Annotated in this window: 13 protein-coding genes and 1 pseudogene; 9 read left to right on the top strand and 5 right to left on the bottom strand. The window is 53.8% G+C overall.

The window, feature by feature from the left end; all coding sequences use genetic code 11:
• Nucleotides 1–2: 2 nt before the first annotated feature.
• From ligA to addA, 6 genes are read left to right on the top strand one after another with little or no spacing between them, the layout of a single operon-like run.
• Nucleotides 3–2,024 carry an NAD-dependent DNA ligase LigA gene (gene ligA / locus C8273_RS11230; RefSeq protein WP_106627794.1) on the top strand — a complete coding sequence of 674 codons (2,022 nt, stop codon included), beginning with the start codon at nucleotides 3–5 and terminating at the stop codon, nucleotides 2,022–2,024.
• Between the two features lie 11 nt (nucleotides 2,025–2,035).
• Complete coding sequence (gene deoC, locus C8273_RS11225; RefSeq protein ID WP_106627793.1) at nucleotides 2,036–2,701, top strand: deoxyribose-phosphate aldolase; 666 nt, start codon at nucleotides 2,036–2,038, stop codon at nucleotides 2,699–2,701.
• Between the two features lie 19 nt (nucleotides 2,702–2,720).
• The gene (locus C8273_RS11220) at nucleotides 2,721–3,866 is read left to right on the top strand and encodes an exonuclease SbcCD subunit D (RefSeq protein WP_106627792.1); all 1,146 of its coding nucleotides are present in this window, start codon (nucleotides 2,721–2,723) and stop codon (nucleotides 3,864–3,866) included.
• A complete protein-coding gene (locus tag C8273_RS11215) occupies nucleotides 3,863–6,943 on the top strand; it encodes an AAA family ATPase (protein WP_106627791.1) in 3,081 nt (1,026 codons plus the stop codon). The genes C8273_RS11220 and C8273_RS11215 overlap by 4 nt, the downstream gene beginning before the upstream one ends.
• Nucleotides 6,940–10,473 carry a PD-(D/E)XK nuclease family protein gene (locus tag C8273_RS11210; protein WP_106627790.1) on the top strand — a complete coding sequence of 1,178 codons (3,534 nt, stop codon included), beginning with the start codon at nucleotides 6,940–6,942 and terminating at the stop codon, nucleotides 10,471–10,473. Before C8273_RS11215 ends, C8273_RS11210 begins: the two co-directional genes overlap by 4 nt.
• A complete protein-coding gene (addA, locus tag C8273_RS11205; RefSeq protein ID WP_106627789.1) occupies nucleotides 10,473–14,243 on the top strand; it encodes a helicase-exonuclease AddAB subunit AddA in 3,771 nt (1,256 codons plus the stop codon). Before C8273_RS11210 ends, addA begins: the two co-directional genes overlap by 1 nt.
• On the opposite strand, the gene C8273_RS13300 is transcribed toward addA, so the two are convergent.
• The 4 genes from C8273_RS13300 to C8273_RS11185 all read right to left on the bottom strand — a co-directional run bounded on the left by C8273_RS13300 (nucleotide 14,240) and on the right by C8273_RS11185 (nucleotide 17,331).
• Nucleotides 14,240–14,389 carry a secretion protein HlyD gene (locus C8273_RS13300; protein WP_234344053.1) on the bottom strand — a complete coding sequence of 50 codons (150 nt, stop codon included), beginning with the start codon at nucleotides 14,387–14,389 and terminating at the stop codon, nucleotides 14,240–14,242. The two genes, addA and C8273_RS13300, sit on opposite strands and share 4 nt — an antisense overlap.
• 60 nt (nucleotides 14,390–14,449) lie before the next feature.
• The gene (locus tag C8273_RS11195) at nucleotides 14,450–15,229 is read right to left on the bottom strand and encodes an ABC transporter ATP-binding protein (RefSeq protein WP_106627788.1); all 780 of its coding nucleotides are present in this window, start codon (nucleotides 15,227–15,229) and stop codon (nucleotides 14,450–14,452) included.
• A gap of 11 nt (nucleotides 15,230–15,240) precedes the next feature.
• Entirely contained in the window at nucleotides 15,241–16,254 is a 1,014-nt protein-coding gene (locus tag C8273_RS11190; protein ID WP_106627787.1) for a FecCD family ABC transporter permease, read from the bottom strand.
• A gap of 90 nt (nucleotides 16,255–16,344) precedes the next feature.
• Nucleotides 16,345–17,331, bottom strand: a complete 987-nt coding sequence (locus C8273_RS11185; RefSeq protein WP_234344048.1) for an ABC transporter substrate-binding protein — start codon at nucleotides 17,329–17,331, stop codon at nucleotides 16,345–16,347.
• Nucleotides 17,332–17,393: 62 nt separating this feature from the next.
• Here C8273_RS11185 and C8273_RS11180 point away from each other — a divergent pair, with 62 nt between their 5' ends.
• A complete protein-coding gene (locus C8273_RS11180; protein WP_106627786.1) occupies nucleotides 17,394–18,173 on the top strand; it encodes a DUF364 domain-containing protein in 780 nt (259 codons plus the stop codon).
• A gap of 61 nt (nucleotides 18,174–18,234) precedes the next feature.
• Here C8273_RS11180 and C8273_RS11175 read toward each other — a convergent pair whose 3' ends face one another.
• Entirely contained in the window at nucleotides 18,235–18,846 is a 612-nt protein-coding gene (locus C8273_RS11175) for a TonB-dependent receptor domain-containing protein (RefSeq protein WP_325050992.1), read from the bottom strand.
• Between the two features lie 53 nt (nucleotides 18,847–18,899).
• Here C8273_RS11175 and C8273_RS13505 point away from each other — a divergent pair.
• Together C8273_RS13505 and C8273_RS11170 are read left to right on the top strand one after the other, a co-directional pair.
• Nucleotides 18,900–18,968: pseudogene (locus tag C8273_RS13505) on the top strand (secretion protein HlyD); the annotation flags it as partial.
• Between the two features lie 161 nt (nucleotides 18,969–19,129).
• On the top strand, nucleotides 19,130–19,477 hold the full coding sequence (locus C8273_RS11170) for a histidine triad nucleotide-binding protein (RefSeq protein WP_106627785.1): 348 nt from the start codon (nucleotides 19,130–19,132) through the stop codon (nucleotides 19,475–19,477).
• The last annotated feature ends 33 nt before the right edge of the window (nucleotides 19,478–19,510 follow it).

Here is a 19,510-nt window from a genome sequence, read left to right as displayed (position 1 = left end):
GTATGAGTAACATCAAGGAAATTAAGGCGGAACTGAGCGAACTGCGGCGAAAGATCCGAACGTATTCCAAGCAGTACTATGATGAGAATGCGTCCGATATTTCGGATTATGACTTCGATATGCTTATGCAGCGGCTGAAAAAGATTGAAGCGGAATATCCGGAACTCATTACGAAGAATTCGCCAACACAGAAGGTGGGGGGGACGGCACAGCGCGAGGTCGGCATACTTGTCCCGCATGATGTACCCATGCTGTCCCTTCAGGACGTGTTCAGTGAGGAAGAGATCCGTGCATTTGTCACGGGTGTTCTCTCACATTTCCCGACGGCAGAATTTGTGGTCGAAGAAAAGATTGATGGCTTGTCGCTTGCGCTGCGCTACGAGAACGGCGTACTCGCCCGTGCCATTACACGCGGCGACGGCACAGTACAGGGAGAGGATGTCACGCTGAACGCACGCGCCATCAGCGATGTGGTCGAAGAACTGCATGAACCGCTGCCGTATTTTGAAGTGCGCGGTGAGGTCTATATGGAGCGTGCTGCGTTTGCAGAGGTGAACGAACGGCAGGAGCTGCTCGGTCTGAAGTCGTTTGCAAATCCACGCAACTGTGCGGCAGGGACGTTGCGCCAGCTGGACGCTCGCGTAACAAGAGAGCGCAAACTCTCCATGTTTGTATTCAATTTGCAGCGTGCTGAGGGGCATAGTTTTTCCTCGCATACAGAGGCATACGAGTTTATGCGGGCGCAGGGGATTAAGATCATCGCCAATTACAGCGTCTGCCGTACAGCAGATGAGGTCTGGAAAGCAATTACGGAAATTGGTGCACGGCGGGGAGAACTCCCCTATGATATTGACGGTGCCGTTGTTAAGGTCAACGATTTTGCGCAGCGCGCGGAGCTCGGCGCGACGGCAAAGGCACCACGTTGGGCAATCGCCTATAAATATCCCCCCGAGGAAAAGGAGACCGTTCTCCGCACAATCGAACTCTCCGTCGGTCGTACGGGACGCATTACGCCGACGGCGGTCTTCGATCCCGTACAGCTTTGCGGAACGCGCGTCGAACGCGCGACACTCCATAATCAAGACTGTATTTCAAGCCTTGATGTACGCATCGGCGACACGATCCTCGTCTACAAGTCGGGGGAGATCATTCCGCGGGTCAAGGCGGTCGTCATGGAGAAGCGCCCGGAGGGAACAGCTCCTTATGTGATCGGGGATCAATGCCCCGTCTGCGGATCTCATGCCGTGCGGGAGACAGATACTGCCGATATGAAGTGTCAGAATCCCGCGTGTCCCGCACAGGTGGAGAACCATATCTTGAATTTTGTCAGCCGCAATGCAATGGATATCAAGGGCTTTGGAGAATCGGCGATCATTGCACTCACACGGGGCGGTTATCTGCATGATGTTGCGGATATATATTTGCTCCACCTGCATCGCAGTGAATTGATTTCCTCCGGAGTGATTGGGCGAGAAAAAAGTGTGGACAATCGTCTCAGCGCGATCGAAGCGAGCAAGATGAACACCCCGGATCGTCTGCTTACAGGGCTTGGGATCTCGGGCATCGGTCGTGCGGCGGCAATTTCACTCATGCAGACGTTTCCATCCATTGACGCATTGCAGGAGGCTGCGCGTACAGATCCGCAGCGCATTCGTGCCGTTCCTGACATGGGAGAGGTCAGTGTGCAGAAGCTCACGGATTTCTTTTCCTCCGAATCTGGAGAGGCGCTGCTCGATAAACTCCGTGCAGCAGGTGTGAATTTTGAGAGTGCTTCGATTGTCCGTGCAGGAACATCACTGGAAGGGAAAAGCTTTGTCATCACAGGCACCCTCCCGACACTATCGCGTGAGGAATGCACCGCGCTCATTACCTCTCATGGCGGCACAGTAAAAGGCTCCGTCTCGAAAAAGACCGATTATCTCGTAGCCGGGGACGCTGCGGGAAGCAAATTGCAGAAGGCAGAAGATCTTGGCATACCGATCTTGGACGAGGCGGCACTCAAAGAGATGCTCCGATCGAAATGAAAGGATAGCACATGAAACTAAGCAGATATATTGATTCCTCCCCGCTGAACCCTGTCATGACCAGCGATGAGATACGTGCGGCGATCATGGAGGCAGTTAGGCAGGAATGCTGCTCTGTCTGCGTTCAGCCGTCAGACATTCCACTTGCTGTGGAACTGTGCCGTAACAGCAAAACACGTGTCTGTACAGTACTGGATTTCCCGTATGGAAAAGCCCCTGCTGCAGTCAAGGAGCTTGAAGCACGCTATTATATGGAGTACGGTGCGGAAGAACTTGACATGGTCATGAACTATGGCCTTGCACGCTCCGGAAAATGGGCGGAAGTTGAGGAAGAGATCCGTGCCGTTGTGAATGCGGCTCATGCGCGGGATGTCGTTGTCAAGGTCATCTTTGAAGCAAGTCAGCTGAGAGACGAGGAAATCGCACGTGCAACAGAGGTCAGCATTGCGGCAGGTGCGGATTTTGTCAAGACAGCGACGGGGTTCTTGGGGACGGGCGCGACGGAGGAGCAGCTTCGTATCATGCTGGAGACTGCACGTGGACGATGCAAGGTCAAGGCATCCGGCGGGATTCGGGACTATCGGACGGCAAAGAAATTTTTGGATATGGGCGTCCACCGCTTGGGAATCGGCAGTTCATCGGTCGCGGGAATTCTTGCTGAGGAAGCACGATCATAATATGAAATGAGGGAATGTCATGCGGTTCATCCATACGGCGGATTGGCATTTGGGAAAACTCTTCGGGCAGCGGCACATGACAGAAGATCAGGCGTATGTATTGGAGGAACTGCTTGCACTTTGTGCTGATCTGCACCCAGATGCGCTCGTCATTGCGGGAGATGTCTATGACCGCGCCATCCCACCGCCGGAGGCGGTGGAACTCTTCAATACAATATTGACAAGGCTCTCCGAGCGGGGAATTCGTGTTCTCTTCATTGCCGGAAATCATGACAGTGCTGTGCGCCTCGACTTTGGCGCACAGCTTCTTCGTTCGTCCGGCATCTATTTGGCAGGCGTTGTACGTGCAGCAGAGCCTCCTGTCATTCTTTCGGACGAATTTGGCGATGTCTATTTCTCCCTCCTGCCCTATGGAGATCCCCCTCATGTACGTGAGGCGTTTACTCTCGATGAAACGCCGTCCTTTGACGGTGCAATTGCTGCGCAGATTGCAGCGGCGCGCGAACAGATTCCATCTGGTGCACGCAGCGTGGCAGTTGCCCATGCCTTTGTCATCGGCGGGCAGAGTTCAGAGTCGGAGAATGCGCTCTCCGTGGGCGGCAGCGATCAGGTACATGCGGAGAATTTTGCTGCATACAACTATACAGCGCTTGGACATCTGCATGCGCCGCAGCGAGCTGGAGCAGATCATATTCGTTATTCGGGATCCTTGCTGAAATACTCCTTTGACGAAGCACATCAGAAAAAGGGAATTGAACTCATCGAACTGGATGCTGTGGGATATGCCACTCATACATTCTATCCACTGGTGCCGCGCCATGATGTACGCATTGTAAAAGGCACGATGGCAGAGATTATGAGCGATGGCTTTGACACGCTCGCACACGATGATTATATCTGCGTAGAACTGCTCGATACGGATGCCGTACTTGCCGCACATGAGAAGCTGCGCAAGATCTATCCGAACCTATTTACGATCACACGTCCGAACATCAATGTCAATCGCCTTTCCTCAACGGAGCGAACATACGAGCGCGGCAAGTCCGACCTGCATCTATTTTCCGACTTCTTTACGGAGGTGACCGCATCCGAGATGACGGAGGCGGAGCGCGGCGAACTCATCCATGTGATTGATTTGATGGAACAGGGGGTACGTGCCGAATGAGACCTCTCAAGCTACGCCTGCAGGCGTTCGGTTCATACGTTGAGGAGCAGATATTGGATTTTGAAAAAGCTCTTGGAGATGCTCCGTTCGTCCTCATCCATGGATCGACAGGGGCAGGAAAGAGCACGATACTGGACGCCATTGTATTTGCTCTGTATGGAGAGTCAAGCGGTAATATCCGAAAAAGTACAACACTCCGCTCTTCCACAGCACCGCCGGAGCGAGTGACGGAAGTAGAGTATGTATTTGCGCTTGGCCGCCGTCGCTATCGGATCCTGCGCTCACCGGCATACGAGCGTATGTCACGGGGGAAAATGACAATGCGTACGGCAAAGGGGCAGCTCTACCGACTCCCGGACGAGGGCGAGGACGGAGAAGAGCTGCTGCTTGCTTCGAATGTGACCGATGTATCAGATCGAATTGGTCAGCTGATCGGCTTTGATGCGGAACAGTTTCGTCAGGTCGTCCTCCTGCCGCAGGGACAGTTTCAGCGCTTTCTCCTTGCGGAGGTGAAGGATCGCAGTGCCATTATGCAGCGCATCTTTCGTACAGAGCGGTATCAGCGCCTCGAAGAAGCCCTGCTTCAGGAGTCCATAGATCTGGAAAATGCGGCAAAAGAGGAACGCGAGCATATCGACCAGATGCTTCGTTCGGAAAATCTGAACACAAGCGATGAATTGCGCGCGCGTATTGCCGGACTAAAAGAGGCGATTGACCGCCATGCTGAAGAACTCAAAGTCCTTGAGGATCGTCAAAAGGATGCGCGACGTGCACGTGAGGCAGGCGCGGCGGCAGAACAAAAATTACAAGATCTTGCGGCTGCACAGAAACGCTTTGCAGAGAAAGAGGCGCAGGGAGAATCTGTGCGGGATTTTCGGGTTCGATTGGAACGTGCTGAACGTGCTCATCCTGTTCTCTACAAAGAGCACACGGCAATTGATGCAGCAGCATTGAAAAAACGTCAGACAGACGAACAAAGAACAGCAGAGACACAGCTCAAGACTGCACAAAAAGAGCTTCATGCGGCGCAGCAGAGACGTGAGGCTGCGGAGAAGCAGGAGCCGGAGCGCACCAAGAAAGCAGAGCGCATTCAAGTGCTCACGGACTATGTGGAGCGCGCCACGCAGCTCCATACCTGCCGAAAGCTCGCAGAGGAGCTGCGTGCATCGTGTGTGCGTGCCGAGGAGCGTCTGAAACACAGCGCGCGCAGCATCGAGATGCTCAGCATAGAGCGCAAGGAAAACGAAGATTGCATCGCCGCACTTGAAAAAATATTGGCGACACGCGAGGCCGTTCAGCATGAACAAGAACGCCTGAAGCGCTGTCAGAACTCCGCTGTCCGCATGGAGGAACTGAATGTGCAGGCGGCAGAACTGAGCCAAAAGGAAGCTGCTGCACAGAAGACATGGCAGTCCTCCGTGGAGCTGCTGACAGCAGCGAAATCGAAGCTGCGGCAGATGCAGACCCTCTATGATCTCGGCAGTGCCGCGCGGCTTGCCGAGACGCTTGCGGACGGCGCTCCCTGTCCCGTCTGCGGTGCGCTGTCACATCCGATGCCCGCCATGCACACGGAGGATATCCCATCCGAGCAGGTGGTGGAAGAATGCGCAAAAGCAGTGGATTCTGCGGAACAGATGGTTCAGGAAGCCGCGCACAGACTGGAAAAAATAAAAGCAGAGCATACGAGTGCACTGCAGAGCTGCGCCCATGAGCAGAAACTGCTGAGCGAGTATCTTGCTTCTGATACGCTGGAAAGCCTGTCGCAGCGTGTACAAAAGCGTGATGAGGAATTAAAAATAGCGGAGACGGATCATGCAAAACGCACGACACAGCTTGCCGCACAAAAGGAACAAATGGAAAAGCTGCTTGTAGATCAGCAGGCACAGGAGGCAGAAGCACAGAAAAATCGCGATCTCCTGCACAAGCATGAGGGCGAACAGGCTGCACTTGAGGCACACCTTCCGCAGGAATACCGCGACCATGCACAAATTGATGCAGAAATTCGCCGTCTGAAAGAGGAAGTGGCGCAGGAAAAAAGGGCATATACGGAGGCTTTGGAGCGGGCTAACGAAAGTGCTGCCGCGTATGCACGTGCGGAGAGCACACAGGCAGCGGCGCTGCGTGCCGCTGAGGAGGCATCTCAGCGTGCGCGAACGGCACAGACGGAGTACGCGACTGCATGGAACGCAGCAGGCTTCGCCTCCGAGAAGGAATACCATGCGGCGGTTGAGGGAAAGTGGGGAGACAGCAAACATCTGGAAAAGGTGCGCGAGCGTTTGAATCTGTATGACAGCGAGCGCAAGGCTGCAGAGGAGTTGTTTCAACAGGCGAAGAGCGCAGCAGATGGATGTATTGCTCCCGATATGGAGGCACTCAAAGCAGCAGAGGCTGCTGCCGATCAAGCGGTACAAGAACACGCGCGGGAGCAGGGGAGCCGCACGGAGCGGCAAAAGACGCTCACGCGCATGATGGGGGACATTGACGCGCTTGAGAAAGCCGGTGCTGCCCGTGCAGCGCGCTATCGTGTCATTGGCAAACTCGCCTCCGTTGCGGCAGCGAAAGCTCCCTATCTGGTGCATTTCCAGACATACGTCCTGCGCTCGATTCTGAGTGATGTCATTGAGGCCGCGAACGCGCGGCTTATCATGATGAGCCGCGGGCGCTACCGCCTCATACACGGTGAAGGCGGTGAAAAGAGAAAGTGGTGGGGGCTGGAGATCGATGTATTCGATGAATATACGGGACTGCCGCGTGTTTCGCGCACCCTGTCCGGCGGAGAGACCTTTCTCGCATCCCTTGCGTTGGCACTCGGACTTTCCGATGTCGTGCAGCACTATGCGGGCGGTATGCACCTCGACATGATTTTTATTGACGAGGGCTTTGGATCGCTCGACAGCGAGACCCTGGACATTGCTATCAGGGCGCTCCTCGAGGTGCAGCAGGAGGGTGGGCGACTCGTTGGCATCATCTCTCACGTGGAGGAGCTGCGCGCACGTATCCCTGTCCATCTCGAGGTGCTGCGTACGGCAAACGGCAGTAAGGCACGCTTCACACAGGGCGGCTTGGAGGCATTATGACGGCAAAACTCGAGTTTATCATTGGCCGTGCAGGTACGGGCAAGACGCATGCCTGTCTTACGGCGATGGCAAAAGAGCTGGCACACGCCCCGCTGGGCAAGCAGCGTATTCTCCTCGTCCCCGAGCACATGACCTATGCCGCAGAGCGTGCCCTCGCACAGACGCTGACGGACAGCGCGGGTTTTTTGCAGGCTTATGTATTCGGTTTTCGCCGCCTTGCACGGCAGGTACTCCTCGAGACCGGGGGCGCACATCTGCCGCGCATCAGCGATATCGGCAGACGTATCCTCCTCAAGGACATTCTGCTCAAGAACAAGGGGGCGTTTTCGGTATTTGCGCGCTCGGTCGGCAAGCGCGGTTTTACCGAGACACTGGCACGCACCATTGCCGAACTCAAACGCTACCGACTGAGTCCCGAGATTTTGCGCGATGCTGCCGATGATGGCGAACATACGCAGGGGAGGCTTTCTCAAAAGCTCAAGGAGCTTGCACTCATTATGGACGATCTCTCCGCGCGTATGGAGGGACGCCTGACCGATCAGACGGATCGTATGGAACGCCTTGCAGAACAGCTGGGGAATGCCCCCTTTCTGCGCGGGGCAGAGATTTGGATAGATGGATTTGACTTTTTCAATCCGCAGGAGATGGCGGTTTTTCGTGCACTCTTCCAGACGGTTGATGTTATTCACGTAAGCCTAACAATGGATGGACAGCGTGATGGAGACCGCGTTCAAATCAATCTGCCTGAAAACACGATGGAGACAGGGCTGTTTGCACGCAGCTATCAGACAATGCACGCTCTGGTGCAGCTCCTTGCCGAACTCGATCCGGCGGCGGATCCGAAAATCCGCCTTATGGAGAAACAGCATCGCCTGCAGCAGCCCTTGCTCAGAGCCGTCGAGGCGCAGCTGTTCGGACATGCACGTCTTGCGCCCGCAGAGGATCATGCGCTAAAACTTGTGGAGGCAGCCAATCCCCGCCTTGAAGCGGAGGCAGTGGCGGCGGATGTCCTGCGCCTCGCACGGGAGGAGGGCTGTCTCTATCGTGAGATTGCCGTACTCGTGCGCGATATAGATACCTATGGCGATCTCCTGACACTTGCGTTTGCGGATTGTGGGATTCCGTGCTATCTGGATGCAAAGCGTTCCAGTACACATCACCCGCTCGCCGAACTCCTGCGTGCTGCCGCACAGATTGCATGGAGGAACTGGGGCTATGATACGGTATTTCGCGCTCTGCGTACGGGATTTTTTCCCGTCCTGACGGAAGATATGGAGAGCTTGATTGGTCGTGACTGGCAGGAGGTTGTAGACCGGCTCGAAAACTATTGTCTGGCATTTGGAATCCGTACAGCAAAACAGTGGACAGCCACCGAGGATTGGAATTTTATTCGCCGTTCGATCCCCGAAGGCGAACAGGATACGGAGAAAAACGCACTGCGGATTGCCGAGGAGATCGCTCTTGATTCCGTCCGAAGACGCATCGCGGCTCCACTTTCCATATTGACGCAGAATCTTTTCCGCGATGGCAGTACCGCGTATGAACGTACACAGGCTCTCTATGACTTTCTCACGGAGCTTGAAGTGCCAAAAACCCTCGAACTATGGAGGGGCGTCGCTGATGCAGAAGGGCGTCTGGCAGATGCCGCAGCAAACAGACAGATCTGGTCTTCCTGTATGGCACTGTTCGAACAGCTGGTTGAGGTCAGCGGAGATCAGGTCATCTTTGCCCGCGACTTCGAGGAGCTGCTGGGAGATGGCTTGGATGCGCTCGAAATCTCGCTCATTCCGCCGGGGTTGGATCATGTCACAATAGCGGCATTTGATCAGAACAGTCTTGCAGGAATCCGTGCAGCGTATATTGTCGGCGCAAATGCGGGGACGATGCCGCGTGCCGGATCGCCGCAGGGGGTTCTGTCGGATGCAGATCGACTCTCCATTCGCGAATCCCTTGCGAAGACACAGCATACAATCTTTGGCGGGAGTCATGAGCAGAGCTTTTTGGAGCGTTATCAGCTCTATCGCGGTTTTACAGAGGCGCGGCAATATCTATGTGTATCCTATGCACTTTCCGCCGTCGATGGAACAGCGCTCGCTCCATCGCCCCTGATTGCACGTCTGCGCATGCTCTGTCCGGATATTCTGTCCATTCCGCTCGCCATGCTGGAACGTGAGGACGACCTCGTTCTCTCTGCCCCATATCCGGTGCTTTCATCGCTTGCCGGAGCTTTGCAGGGACAGAAAGAGCAAGGGAAGATGCGGACTCTCTGGGGCGATGTCTACAACTGGATGCGCAACAATCCAGCGATGCAGCCGCTGCTGAGACTGATGGTGCGGGGGCTTTTTTCATCACCGCGAGAGGAAGAACTCTCCGATCAAATTGCAGGCAAACTGTTTGCGCGTAACGGCCGTATCAGTGGAAGTACAACGCGGCTGGAAACATTTCGTCAATGTCCATTCCGTCACTTCGCAATGTATGGACTTGGTCTCAGAGAACGCGATGTCTATGAGTTTCAGAGCAGCGACTTCGGTACGCTTCTGCACGAGATTCTCTATGGGTACGGGGAGTGGGTTCGTAGAGAACACGCGAATGACTGGTGTGCGGCAGAGGTCAAAAGTGCAGCAAAGATTGATGAACTGCTGCAGCAAATTGTACCGCGTGTACGCAGCTCCATCCTGATGAGTTCTGCGGCTTACCGCCACCGGATCGAGCGGATTCGGCGCACGGCACAACAGGTCATTCGACATCTTACCTCGTGGGCGAAGGCATCTTCCTTTCACCCCTACGGGTTTGAGATCAGCTTCGGCCGCCGCGGCGATCACATCCCCTTGATGGAGTTTCAGCTTGAGGGTGGGATGACACTATCCCTGCGCGGACAGATCGACCGATTTGACCTGACCAAAGAGCAGGATCTCTATCTCGTCCTTGACTATAAAACAGGCAGCACATCACTCCTTCTTCCGGAGATTCGTCACGGACTGAAAATGCAGCTCCTGCTCTATCTCTTCGTTGTGCGTTCCCTGCTCAGTGACGCGGAAACGTTTCCCGCAGGCATGCTCTACGCGCCCGTCGTCAATCCCGTCGTCAAGAGCGATGTGCGTTTGGACGATCATACGCTGCACCAAAAGGTTGCAAACGGCATGGTGCTCACGGGTATGTTGATCGATGATGTAGAGATTTTGAAGAAGATTGATAAAATGTCGGATCACATCTGCATATCATTCAATAAAGGCGGCAGCCTTTCCAAGAGTTCGGCACAATTCATTCGCTCACGGGAGGAATTTGAGCAGCTCCTTTCGTATCTTCCTGTCCTGATCCGTGAGACAGCCGAGGAGATCCTGCATGGCAATATCCGTGTCTCTCCTTATCGTTTTCAGAATCGAAATGCCTGTACCTTCTGTGCCTATCGCTCCGTCTGTGCCTTTGAGCCGGATCTTGGGCGGGGGGACTGCTACCATGATATTGCGGATAATGCACAGACGGCGATGGAAGAGATTGCACAAATCATTATGCAGGGAGGTGAAGAGTGATGGCAGAGAAGATGCAGTTTACCGAAGATCAAAAAAAAGCGATTGAGACTCGAGGAAAGAACATTCTCGTTGCGGCGGCAGCAGGTTCCGGTAAGACCCGCGTTCTAGTCGAACGCATTATCTCGCAGGTACGCAGAGGAGAGCTGTCCCTGGATCATATCCTTGTCCTCACATTCACCAAGGCAGCTGCTTCAGAGATGCGTGAACGCATTGAGATGGCACTCAATGAGGAGATCAACGTCCTGACCGAAAGCGGCGGTTCATTCGAACAGATCAGTGCTATGGAGCGTCAGCGCGTCCTGCTCACGGGAGCAGACATCTCGACATTTCATTCCTTTTGCCAGCGCTTGATACAGTCGCACATTGACGCAACGGAGATTCCTCCGACATTCCGGATTGCAAGCGAGCAGGAAATACATCTGCTGAAAAACGATGTGTTTGAGCAGATGCTTGAACATGAGTATGAGACCGCTGCAGCGGACTTTCTATACTTTGCCGATGCCTACGGTGGAATCAAGGGAGATGATGAGAAGCTGCAAAATGAGATTCTTGATCTGTACGCCTTTTCGCTCAGCCAGCCATCGCCCATGACATGGCTGGCTGCACAGGGGCAGGAAAGCGATGACGCTCCATGTTGGGAGCGCCGAGGATTTCGGATGCTCACAGATGAGCTGCAAAGAAATATCACTCAAGTTTGCACAGATTATGAGGCGGCGATCGCACTCCTAAACGAAGATCATGACTTGCGTGCGGCCTGCGTAAAAACCATCGATGCGCTCATACATAATCAAGAACTCTATGAGGGGGTGAAACGAGAACTCAATGCGGCTCTGAATACCAACGATGACAAAGCATGGGACACATTCCGCATGGAAGCGGCTGCAGCAAAAAAAAATAGGAAAAACATTCCGCGCAAGGCTGTCGAAGAGTACGATGCCAAAATCGGGGAACAGCTGCTGAAGCTCACGGAGAAGATTCATGCCGGATGGGATTCCTGCATTACACCGCTTCCTGCAACCTCGCAGGAACTGTGCGAAACAGAGAACCGTGCAAATACTGCCATTCGTGCATACGCAAGCCTTGCAATGAAATTTCATACAGCCCTTCAAAAAGAAAAAATGGCACGCGGCATTCTCGATTTCAGTGATCTCGAGCATACGGCGCTCACCCTTCTCTGCAAACATCCGGAGCGGCTGCAGGCGGATCCGACCATCGCCGATCCGACGGAGATCGCTGACGAGCTGCGTGCGCATTATACCGCCATCATGGTGGACGAGTACCAAGACACAAATGGACTGCAGGAGGGAATCCTGCGCCAGATTGCACGTGAGCACAATCGTTTCATTGTCGGTGATGTGAAGCAGAGTATCTATCGTTTCCGGCTGGCTGATCCAACTCTCTTTCAGAATACCTATGAGGCATATCGTACGTGCAGCGCAGAAGGCGAACTCGTGACCATGTCCGAAAACTTCCGCAGCCGTGCTGAGGTACTCGAGCCGATCAACGAGATCTTCTCACAGATTATGAGCAAAGAGGCCGTAGAGATCACATACGACGAAAATGCACGTCTCAATCCGGGACGCGTGTTTGGTGAGACGTTGCAGGGAAAGTCGCTGGCACAACCGCTGGAGATCAACCTCCTGCGCGCCGATTATTCTGTCGACGAGGAGGAGCAGGGGGAAGAGGAGCGAAAGGCATTCGAGATTGAGGCACATTTTATCGCGCGCCGCATTCGTGAACTCAAGGAGGATGGGTCTGTCCTTCACAATGGGAAAAGCATCCGAAATAAGGACATTGTGATTCTCCTCCGGGGTGCAAAGGGGCGTGCGGGAATTCTGCTCGACGCACTGCGTGCAGAGAATGTGCCGGCGTATGCAGATGATACCGCAGGTTATTTCGAAGCGAGCGAGATACGCATGGTATTATCCCTGCTCGCAGTCCTTGACAACGCGCGTCAGGACACGCCGCTTGCCGCCATACTCACATCGCCGATGATCGGGCTTACGATGGAGGAGATGGCGACACTGCGCATCCATACCCCGATTGGCAGTGTCTACGATATGCTGACCGGAGCGACGGAGGCTGATCTTCCCCCCGAACTCAACGAAAGGGCGGCGCACGCGTTGGAGCGTATTCGAGGCTGGCGGCACTATGCTCTCATTCACAGTGTCCCGGAGCTGCTTTGGATGCTCTACCGTGACACAGGGTACTATGACTATGTTGGCACACTCCCCGGCGGCGTCCTGCGTCAGGCAAATCTGCGTATGCTCATCGACCGTGCTGCTGATTTTGAGCGGACAAACGAACGCGGTCTGTTTCGCTTCCTGCGGTATATTGACGCGTTGAAACGCCGCAGAACGGATCTCTCCGTTGCACGCACCCTCGGCGAAACAGAGGATGTCGTACGCATTATGACGATTCACCGAAGCAAGGGGCTGGAGTTCCCTATTGTTTTTCTCGCGAATATCGCGGGTCAATTCAATACACAGGATACAAAGGGCGATCTGCTCCACCATGCACGCGAGGGGATTGGGCTTCTTGTCCATGAGAATACAGTCACAGGGCGGCAGAAATACGACACCATGTCACGCAGGAAGGTCAAGGCAGTTATTCGCCGGGAAGCGATGGCGGAGGAAATGCGCATCCTCTATGTTGCCATGACACGCGCGCAGGAAAAGCTCATTCTGACTGGAACACTCAACATTTCACGCAAGGGCAGGGACGCATTGGAGCAGCTGCGCGAGAATTGTCTCACATACGCACAGACAGAGGATACTGTGTTTCCAAAGGAGGCTGTTCTCGGGGCAAAATGCTATCTCGATTGGATTGCCCTTGCCCTTATGCGGCATCCCGATGGTGCAGTGCTGTTTGACGATGCGGATGATATTGTGCGCCGTGCGCCAAGTCAACAAAAGGCGCGCTTCGATGTACGGATCATTGACGAGAATATACGCACGACACAAAAAGAAGCACAGGAAAACGAGGATGCCATTCTCTCTGCCGTACGTGAGGATCAACCGCTTCCCGAGGGCGATGACGCGGATCATGTTGCGGAAGTTCTGGGCTGGCAATATGATCTCCGTGGAACGTCACAGATCCATGCCAAGACCAGTGTCACCGAGCTTAAGCGCCGGCAAGCAGCTGAGGATGAAACCGTCGCTCCACTTCTTCCTGCTGTTGGTGATTCGTCAAATACGCCGCAGGAATGGGAGGTGCCGCGATTCCTTCGTTCCACAGAGCGGGAGTATCTGACTCCAATGGAGCGCGGTACAGCGATGCACACGGTCATGCAGCAGCTCGACCTGGGAGATGCCGCAGACATCGATGCCATTGCACGGCAGGCAGATGTCCTTCTGGAAAAGGGAATTCTCACCGAAGCGGAGCGCAGGAGCATTGAGCCTGGAAAGATCTGGAAGTTTGTCGGTTCAAAACTGGGACAGCGTATGCGTGATGCAGCAGCAGTCTATCGTGAGCTTCCGTTTGGACGACTTTTGCCGGCACATCGCTATTATGCAGATGCGATGGACGACAGCGATCAGATCTTTTTGCAGGGCATCATCGATGTCCTCTTTGAGGAGAAAAACGGTGACTACATCCTGCTCGACTACAAGACCGATCGTAAAATCTCCGCCGATGCTGCGCGGGCGCGCTATCAGTTCCAGATCGATCTTTACTGCGATGCCGTAGAGACCATCCTTGGCAAACCGGTTAAAGAATCCTATCTCTTCCTGCTTGATACAGGCACAGAAGTAAAAATGTGGGATATCTAAGGAAGCACTGATAAATTCAGCACCGCCGTCTTAGCGCATCTTTTTCGCCCTCTCTTCGTCGACAAATCCTCCACATAGCCTTTGCTATGCGTCCGGTTTGTCTCCTTGACAGGACAAAAAATCTGCACCAATACGACGGACTTCATTTTATCATCGATTCCTTAAAAACAGAGCAGTGACGCACACAATACGTCACTGCTCTATTTTTACTGTGGAGGAAGGGGGACACAGGTGCGTGTCTCAGGAATGTCAGCATAACCGACAATCTTTGCCGTAATTCCGTACAGTTTTTCCAGACGCTCCTCTGTGATTATCTCATTTGTATGACCGACGAAAAACACGCCGTCCCGTCCCATGACTGCAGTCTGGTCGGCACAGTAAAAGGCATGACTGGGGGCGTGGGTCGTCATGATCACCGTGATCCCCGTCGCACTGAGCGCACGGATGCGGTTCATCACGAGCACCTGATTGCCGAAATCAAGGCTCGCCGTGGGTTCGTCCATACACAGGAGCCGCGGCTGCTGTGCAATGGCACGTGCCAAGAGGACGAGTTGGCGTTCTCCACCGCTGATCTTCGTATAGATCTTTTGCGAAAGATGTGCGATGCCAAGCATTTCGATCGCATCGTCTGCAATTCGTTGATCCCTTTTCCCGGGAATGCCGAGACTGCCGATGTGGGCAGCCCGCCCCATCAGTACGACATCGTGAACGGTGAAGGGGAAGGGGGGCGTATGCACCTGCGGGACGTAGGCAATGCGTCGCGCCCGCTCCTCTGCTGTCCATGCAGACATATTCTCACCAGATAGAAATATATCACCCGCCAGCGGGGACAGCAGCCCCAGAATCGTCTTGAAGAGCCTTGTTTTGTCAACGCCGTTCGGGCCAAGCAGACAGAGCGTCTCTCCACGATTGACAGCAAAGGAAATATTTTGAAAGATGGGAACGCTCCCATAGCCGCAGGAAACCGATTTTAGTTCCAGTAACATATCGTCCCTCTTTAATCCCAGCCATGATGATATTTAATCAGCAGATAGAGAAAGAACGGCACACCGAAGAGTGATGTGAGAATCCCAAGCGGAATCTCCATCGTCCACAGAGTTCGTGCGAGATTATCTGAAGCAAGCAGAAAAAGCCCGCCCATGAGTGCCGAACACGGCAGGAGAAATCGGAAGTCAGGTCCCACGATAAAGCGCACGAGATGCGGCACAATCAGACCGACTAGGCCGATGATGCCAGAGAGCGAAACCGCCGCCGCCGTCAGCAGTGTGGCGCAGAGAATGACGATGAGACGGAGACGTTCCACGGGAATCCCAAGTGTCTGTGCCTCCTCATCGCCAAAGGAGAGCAGATTGATGCGCCAACGCAGGAGAAAGAGCGGGATGAATGCCGCTCCCATAAATATGAGCGGGAAGAAGAGACTGTCGAGTGAAATGGATGCAAGACTCCCCATCAGCCAGTAGACAATGACGGGCAGTTTATCATAAGGATCGGCGATATATTTGATCATGGAGAGCAGGGATGTGAAGAGCGTGCTCACAATGATGCCCGAGAGGATGATCGCAAGTGTCGTATTGCCGCCGCGGCAGAGCTTTGCACCGATCACGTATGTGATCGCGACCGCGCACAGACCGCCGACAAAGGTCATTGTATGTATGAAAAATGTGGATGCACTCCACAGAATGGCGACCGCCGTACCAAACGCCGCACCTGCTGAGACACCGAGGATGGCAGGGGAGACCATCGGGTTGCGGAACATGACCTGATAGGCTGCTCCGGATACGGAGAGTGCCGCTCCAACCATGACCGCACCGATGATGCGCGGCAAACGCAATTCAATCACGACAGAGGAGGCAGTGTGCGTCTCCGGTGCAATTCCCAACCAACCGCCGAATGCAGAAATGACATCTGATAGACTGAGAGGGAAACGTCCCAACAGGAAGGAGGTAAAAATCGTTGCAACAAGCACGAGCACCAGTACCGTAAGCTTGAACTGAGGAGAAAATTTACTCATGGGAGGACACGATTCCCTGCGAGCAAAGCCGCACACTCCGCATCGTCCAGTTCGTAATGATAGAAAAGACGATAGTACATCTTCATCTCCTCATGCAGATTGATGCCGGACTCCTCGGGATAGAGGCGTGCCGCAAGCCACGACAGCCCCATGAAACAGTTGACAGGGGGGGCGCCCCATCCAATCGTATGGCTTCGACGGCACGCGCAGAACGCGTTGCGACTGCACGGCACGCAGCTCCCGCCAAGGAAGTGCAGAGAAATCTGCCTCTGTTTCGGCTGCAATCACAAGAACCTCCGGATTCCATGCCAGAATCTGCTCCATTGAGACCTGACTCATGGAACCCTCAGTCGGCTCTGTCGTCACGGCAACATTATCTGCGAGCAGATCGACGATCTGTGCATGGAAGGAGCCTCGTGCGACCGCCATATTGCCCTGTGCTCCGCCAACATAGAGAACACCTGGCTTGTTCCGAATTTTTTCGGAAACTGCCTTGATGCGTGCATACGTTGTGTGACAATAGTCGGCAATAGCATTTCCTTCTTCCTCGCGGCCGAGGATTTTTCCGAGTGTACGATATGCCTCATCGGTATTGTCGAGCCGCGCCTCGATGAAGATCACAGGAATGCCGAGTGATGCCTGAATCTGATCCATATCCTCGGCAATGGTCGCTTTTTTCTCCCCCACGTCAATAATGACCTGCGGGTTGACAGAGAGCACCGCCTCCTTGTTGAAATTCTTCATGCCGTAGAACTGACCAAGAATCGGCAGATCACGGTACTGATCCCCTACATAGGGAAGGACGGAATCTTTCCACTGTCCGGAAACGCCGACGAGCTTATCCGGTGCAATGGCAAAGAGTGCCATCTGTGCCAGACCGCCCGAGGGGGCGATGCGATCAATCTGTTTTGGAAGTTCAACCGTGCGCCCCGCAGAGTCCGTGAATAAATAGGTTTCAGAGGCAGTATTCTCCTTTGCCTCCTGACCGCATCCAACGAGCAGTACGAGGAGGAGCAATAATACGATAATAAGGGATTTCTTTTTTTCACAAACATCTTCCTTTCGTTCTCCGTTCATCGTTGAATCCTCTGAATTGCTGTGTTATCCTAGAGTCAACAGATCTGTGAGGAGGTATTTTCGTGAACTACTGGAATCTTTACGATGAGATCATCGCAGGGCTGCCGCAGGATATCTGCATCGATGACTATGCCGTCAGCCGCCCGTGGACGTATGTCCGTGCTGGTGATCTCATTGGCGTCTGCATGACGATCCCCGCGTACAGCCGCCCGCGTCTGCGCAAGGAGAGCTTTCTCGGCTGCTCCCTGCGCGAGGCAGGGGAGTACGTGCGCTCGTGGCAGGGGCAGGAGGCGTCCATTGCCGCTGCCGCCATCAACGCCTACTACAATCAGCCGTCAAAAGTGCTGGCGATGCAGGGGTTTCACGGCGAGGATGCATCTGCCGAGACACTGGATGAGCGCAAGAAAATGGAAGCGTTCGCCATGTATACGGAGCAGATTCGCGGAAAGAAGGTTGCTGTCGTAGGGCATTTTCCAAACTTTCAAAAGAAATGGGAACCTATATGCGACCTCTCCATCCTCGAGATGCAGCCGGAGTGGGGGGACTATCCGGCCGAGGCGGCAGAGTTCCTTCTGCCGCAGCAGGACTTTGTCTTTATGACAGGTGCGACATTCGCCAACAAGACCATGCCGCGCCTCTTGGAGCTCTCGAGGGATGCGGTGACGGTTCTCGTCGGTCCCTCCGTGCCCATGCACCCATGTCTTTTTGACTACGGTGCAAATGGACTCTCGGGATTTACTGTAACCGATGCGGCGCTCGCCGCCGATCTCGTACATTTCGGCTATGGAACCGATATCGCAAGCTGCGGCAAGATGGCGGACGTTCTTCCACATCTGACTTGAACAACAACAGAGTTGTCTTACATTTTCGCAACGTACGGCAACTCTGTTTTATTTTGAACGGTCAGAATGTCATATCCACGCCGAGCAGGAAGTTCGTACCGTCAGCAGGGCTTCCCCATCTGTACTGGTAGTCCGTATCAAACAGATTGTTGACGTGCAGGAAGATGCCGAGATCTGTCTGCGGCTCATAGCGGAAATCGAGGTCTGCGGCAAAGTAGCCGGTGCTAGTCGGATCTCCGCTAGTGTCAAGGCGTGCGCGCATCGCCCGTCCAAGCAGACTGCTCCGGAATTTTCCCTCACGATAGGTGACACCAAGATTGAACATCTGTGTGGGAAGTCCGGAAGCAAGTTTAGTTACGCCATTTTCCTCATCTTTCGCATTGATCCATGTATAGTTTGCAAAAGCGGAGAGCTTAGAGCTAAACGTCTGCCGATAGGCAAGCTCCAAGCCGCGAATATGCGTCTTATCGACATTTCCTAAAACACGGTCACGTCCGAATGTTATCATCCTAATGCGATCTCTTACATCGGTGCGGAAGTGGGTAAGGTCAAACTCAGCCTTTGAGCCGAATTTATGCTTCCACCCAATCTCGTAGTTGCTGTTGCGTTTCGGATTTGGGACGGGGTAACCACTACGAATGTTTCCTGCCGCATCCTTTGAGCCGACGAACACATGCGAGCGACCCGCCGAGAAGCGAATTGTAATGAAGTCCGTCAGATTGCCGTAGATTTTTTCGTCCGAACAAGGAGGCAAACCGGACGCATAGCAGGGGCTATGTGAAGGATTTGCCGACATAGTACGGGCAAAAAAGATGCGTCAAGATGGCGTGGCTGAATTTATCAGTGTTTCCCTAACTATTATGTGATATTTTGTATGAAAATAGTAAGTAAGCAGGAATAATGCTCTTTTTAGCGAATCATTTCACTATAAATGGATATGAAAGGAAGCGGATCAAATGGCGGACTGTATCTTTTGTAAAATTGCAAATGGAGAAATTCCATCCACAAAGGTCTATGAGGACGATCGCGTGCTTGCGTTCCGTGATCTCGATCCACAGGCGCCGGAGCATGTTCTCGTCATACCGAAGAAGCATATTGCAAGTATTTTGGACTTTGGCGTAGAGGATCGGGAGCTGGCTGCGCATATTCTGACCGAGGTGGTTCCGGAGATTGCACACAAGCTTGGCATCGATGCAGGTGGATTCCGTCTTGTGACAAATACGGGCGTGGATGGCGGACAGACCGTTGGGCATCTGCATTTTCACATTCTGGGTGGACGTTCGCTCACATGGCCACCGGGGTAAAGAACAATATCATATCCCATTAAGGCAGTGTTA

The sequence above is a fragment of the Candidatus Centipeda massiliensis genome, from assembly GCF_900290285.1.
Taxonomy (GTDB): domain Bacteria; phylum Bacillota; class Negativicutes; order Selenomonadales; family Selenomonadaceae; genus Centipeda; species Centipeda massiliensis.
The sequence above is the reverse complement of the archived record's forward strand: the minus strand, read 5'-3'. Positions and strand labels throughout refer to the sequence as shown.

Bases quoted from the DNA above. Each gene is read 5' to 3' on its own strand.
- C8273_RS11190 (WP_106627787.1), bottom strand. From the start codon at position 16,254: ATGAGTAAATTTTCTCCTCAGTTCAAGCTTACGGTACTGGTGCTCGTG.
- C8273_RS11215 (WP_106627791.1), top strand. From the start codon at position 3,863: ATGAGACCTCTCAAGCTACGCCTGCAGGCGTTCGGTTCATACGTTGAG.
- ligA (WP_106627794.1), top strand. From the start codon at position 3: ATGAGTAACATCAAGGAAATTAAGGCGGAACTGAGCGAACTGCGGCGA.
- C8273_RS11195 (WP_106627788.1), bottom strand. From the start codon at position 15,229: ATGTTACTGGAACTAAAATCGGTTTCCTGCGGCTATGGGAGCGTTCCC.
- C8273_RS11170 (WP_106627785.1), top strand. From the start codon at position 19,130: ATGGCGGACTGTATCTTTTGTAAAATTGCAAATGGAGAAATTCCATCC.
- C8273_RS11185 (WP_234344048.1), bottom strand. From the start codon at position 17,331: ATGAACGGAGAACGAAAGGAAGATGTTTGTGAAAAAAAGAAATCCCTT.
- C8273_RS13300 (WP_234344053.1), bottom strand. From the start codon at position 14,389: ATGAAGTCCGTCGTATTGGTGCAGATTTTTTGTCCTGTCAAGGAGACA.
- addA (WP_106627789.1), top strand. From the start codon at position 10,473: ATGGCAGAGAAGATGCAGTTTACCGAAGATCAAAAAAAAGCGATTGAG.
- deoC (WP_106627793.1), top strand. From the start codon at position 2,036: ATGAAACTAAGCAGATATATTGATTCCTCCCCGCTGAACCCTGTCATG.
- C8273_RS11210 (WP_106627790.1), top strand. From the start codon at position 6,940: ATGACGGCAAAACTCGAGTTTATCATTGGCCGTGCAGGTACGGGCAAG.
- C8273_RS11220 (WP_106627792.1), top strand. From the start codon at position 2,721: ATGCGGTTCATCCATACGGCGGATTGGCATTTGGGAAAACTCTTCGGG.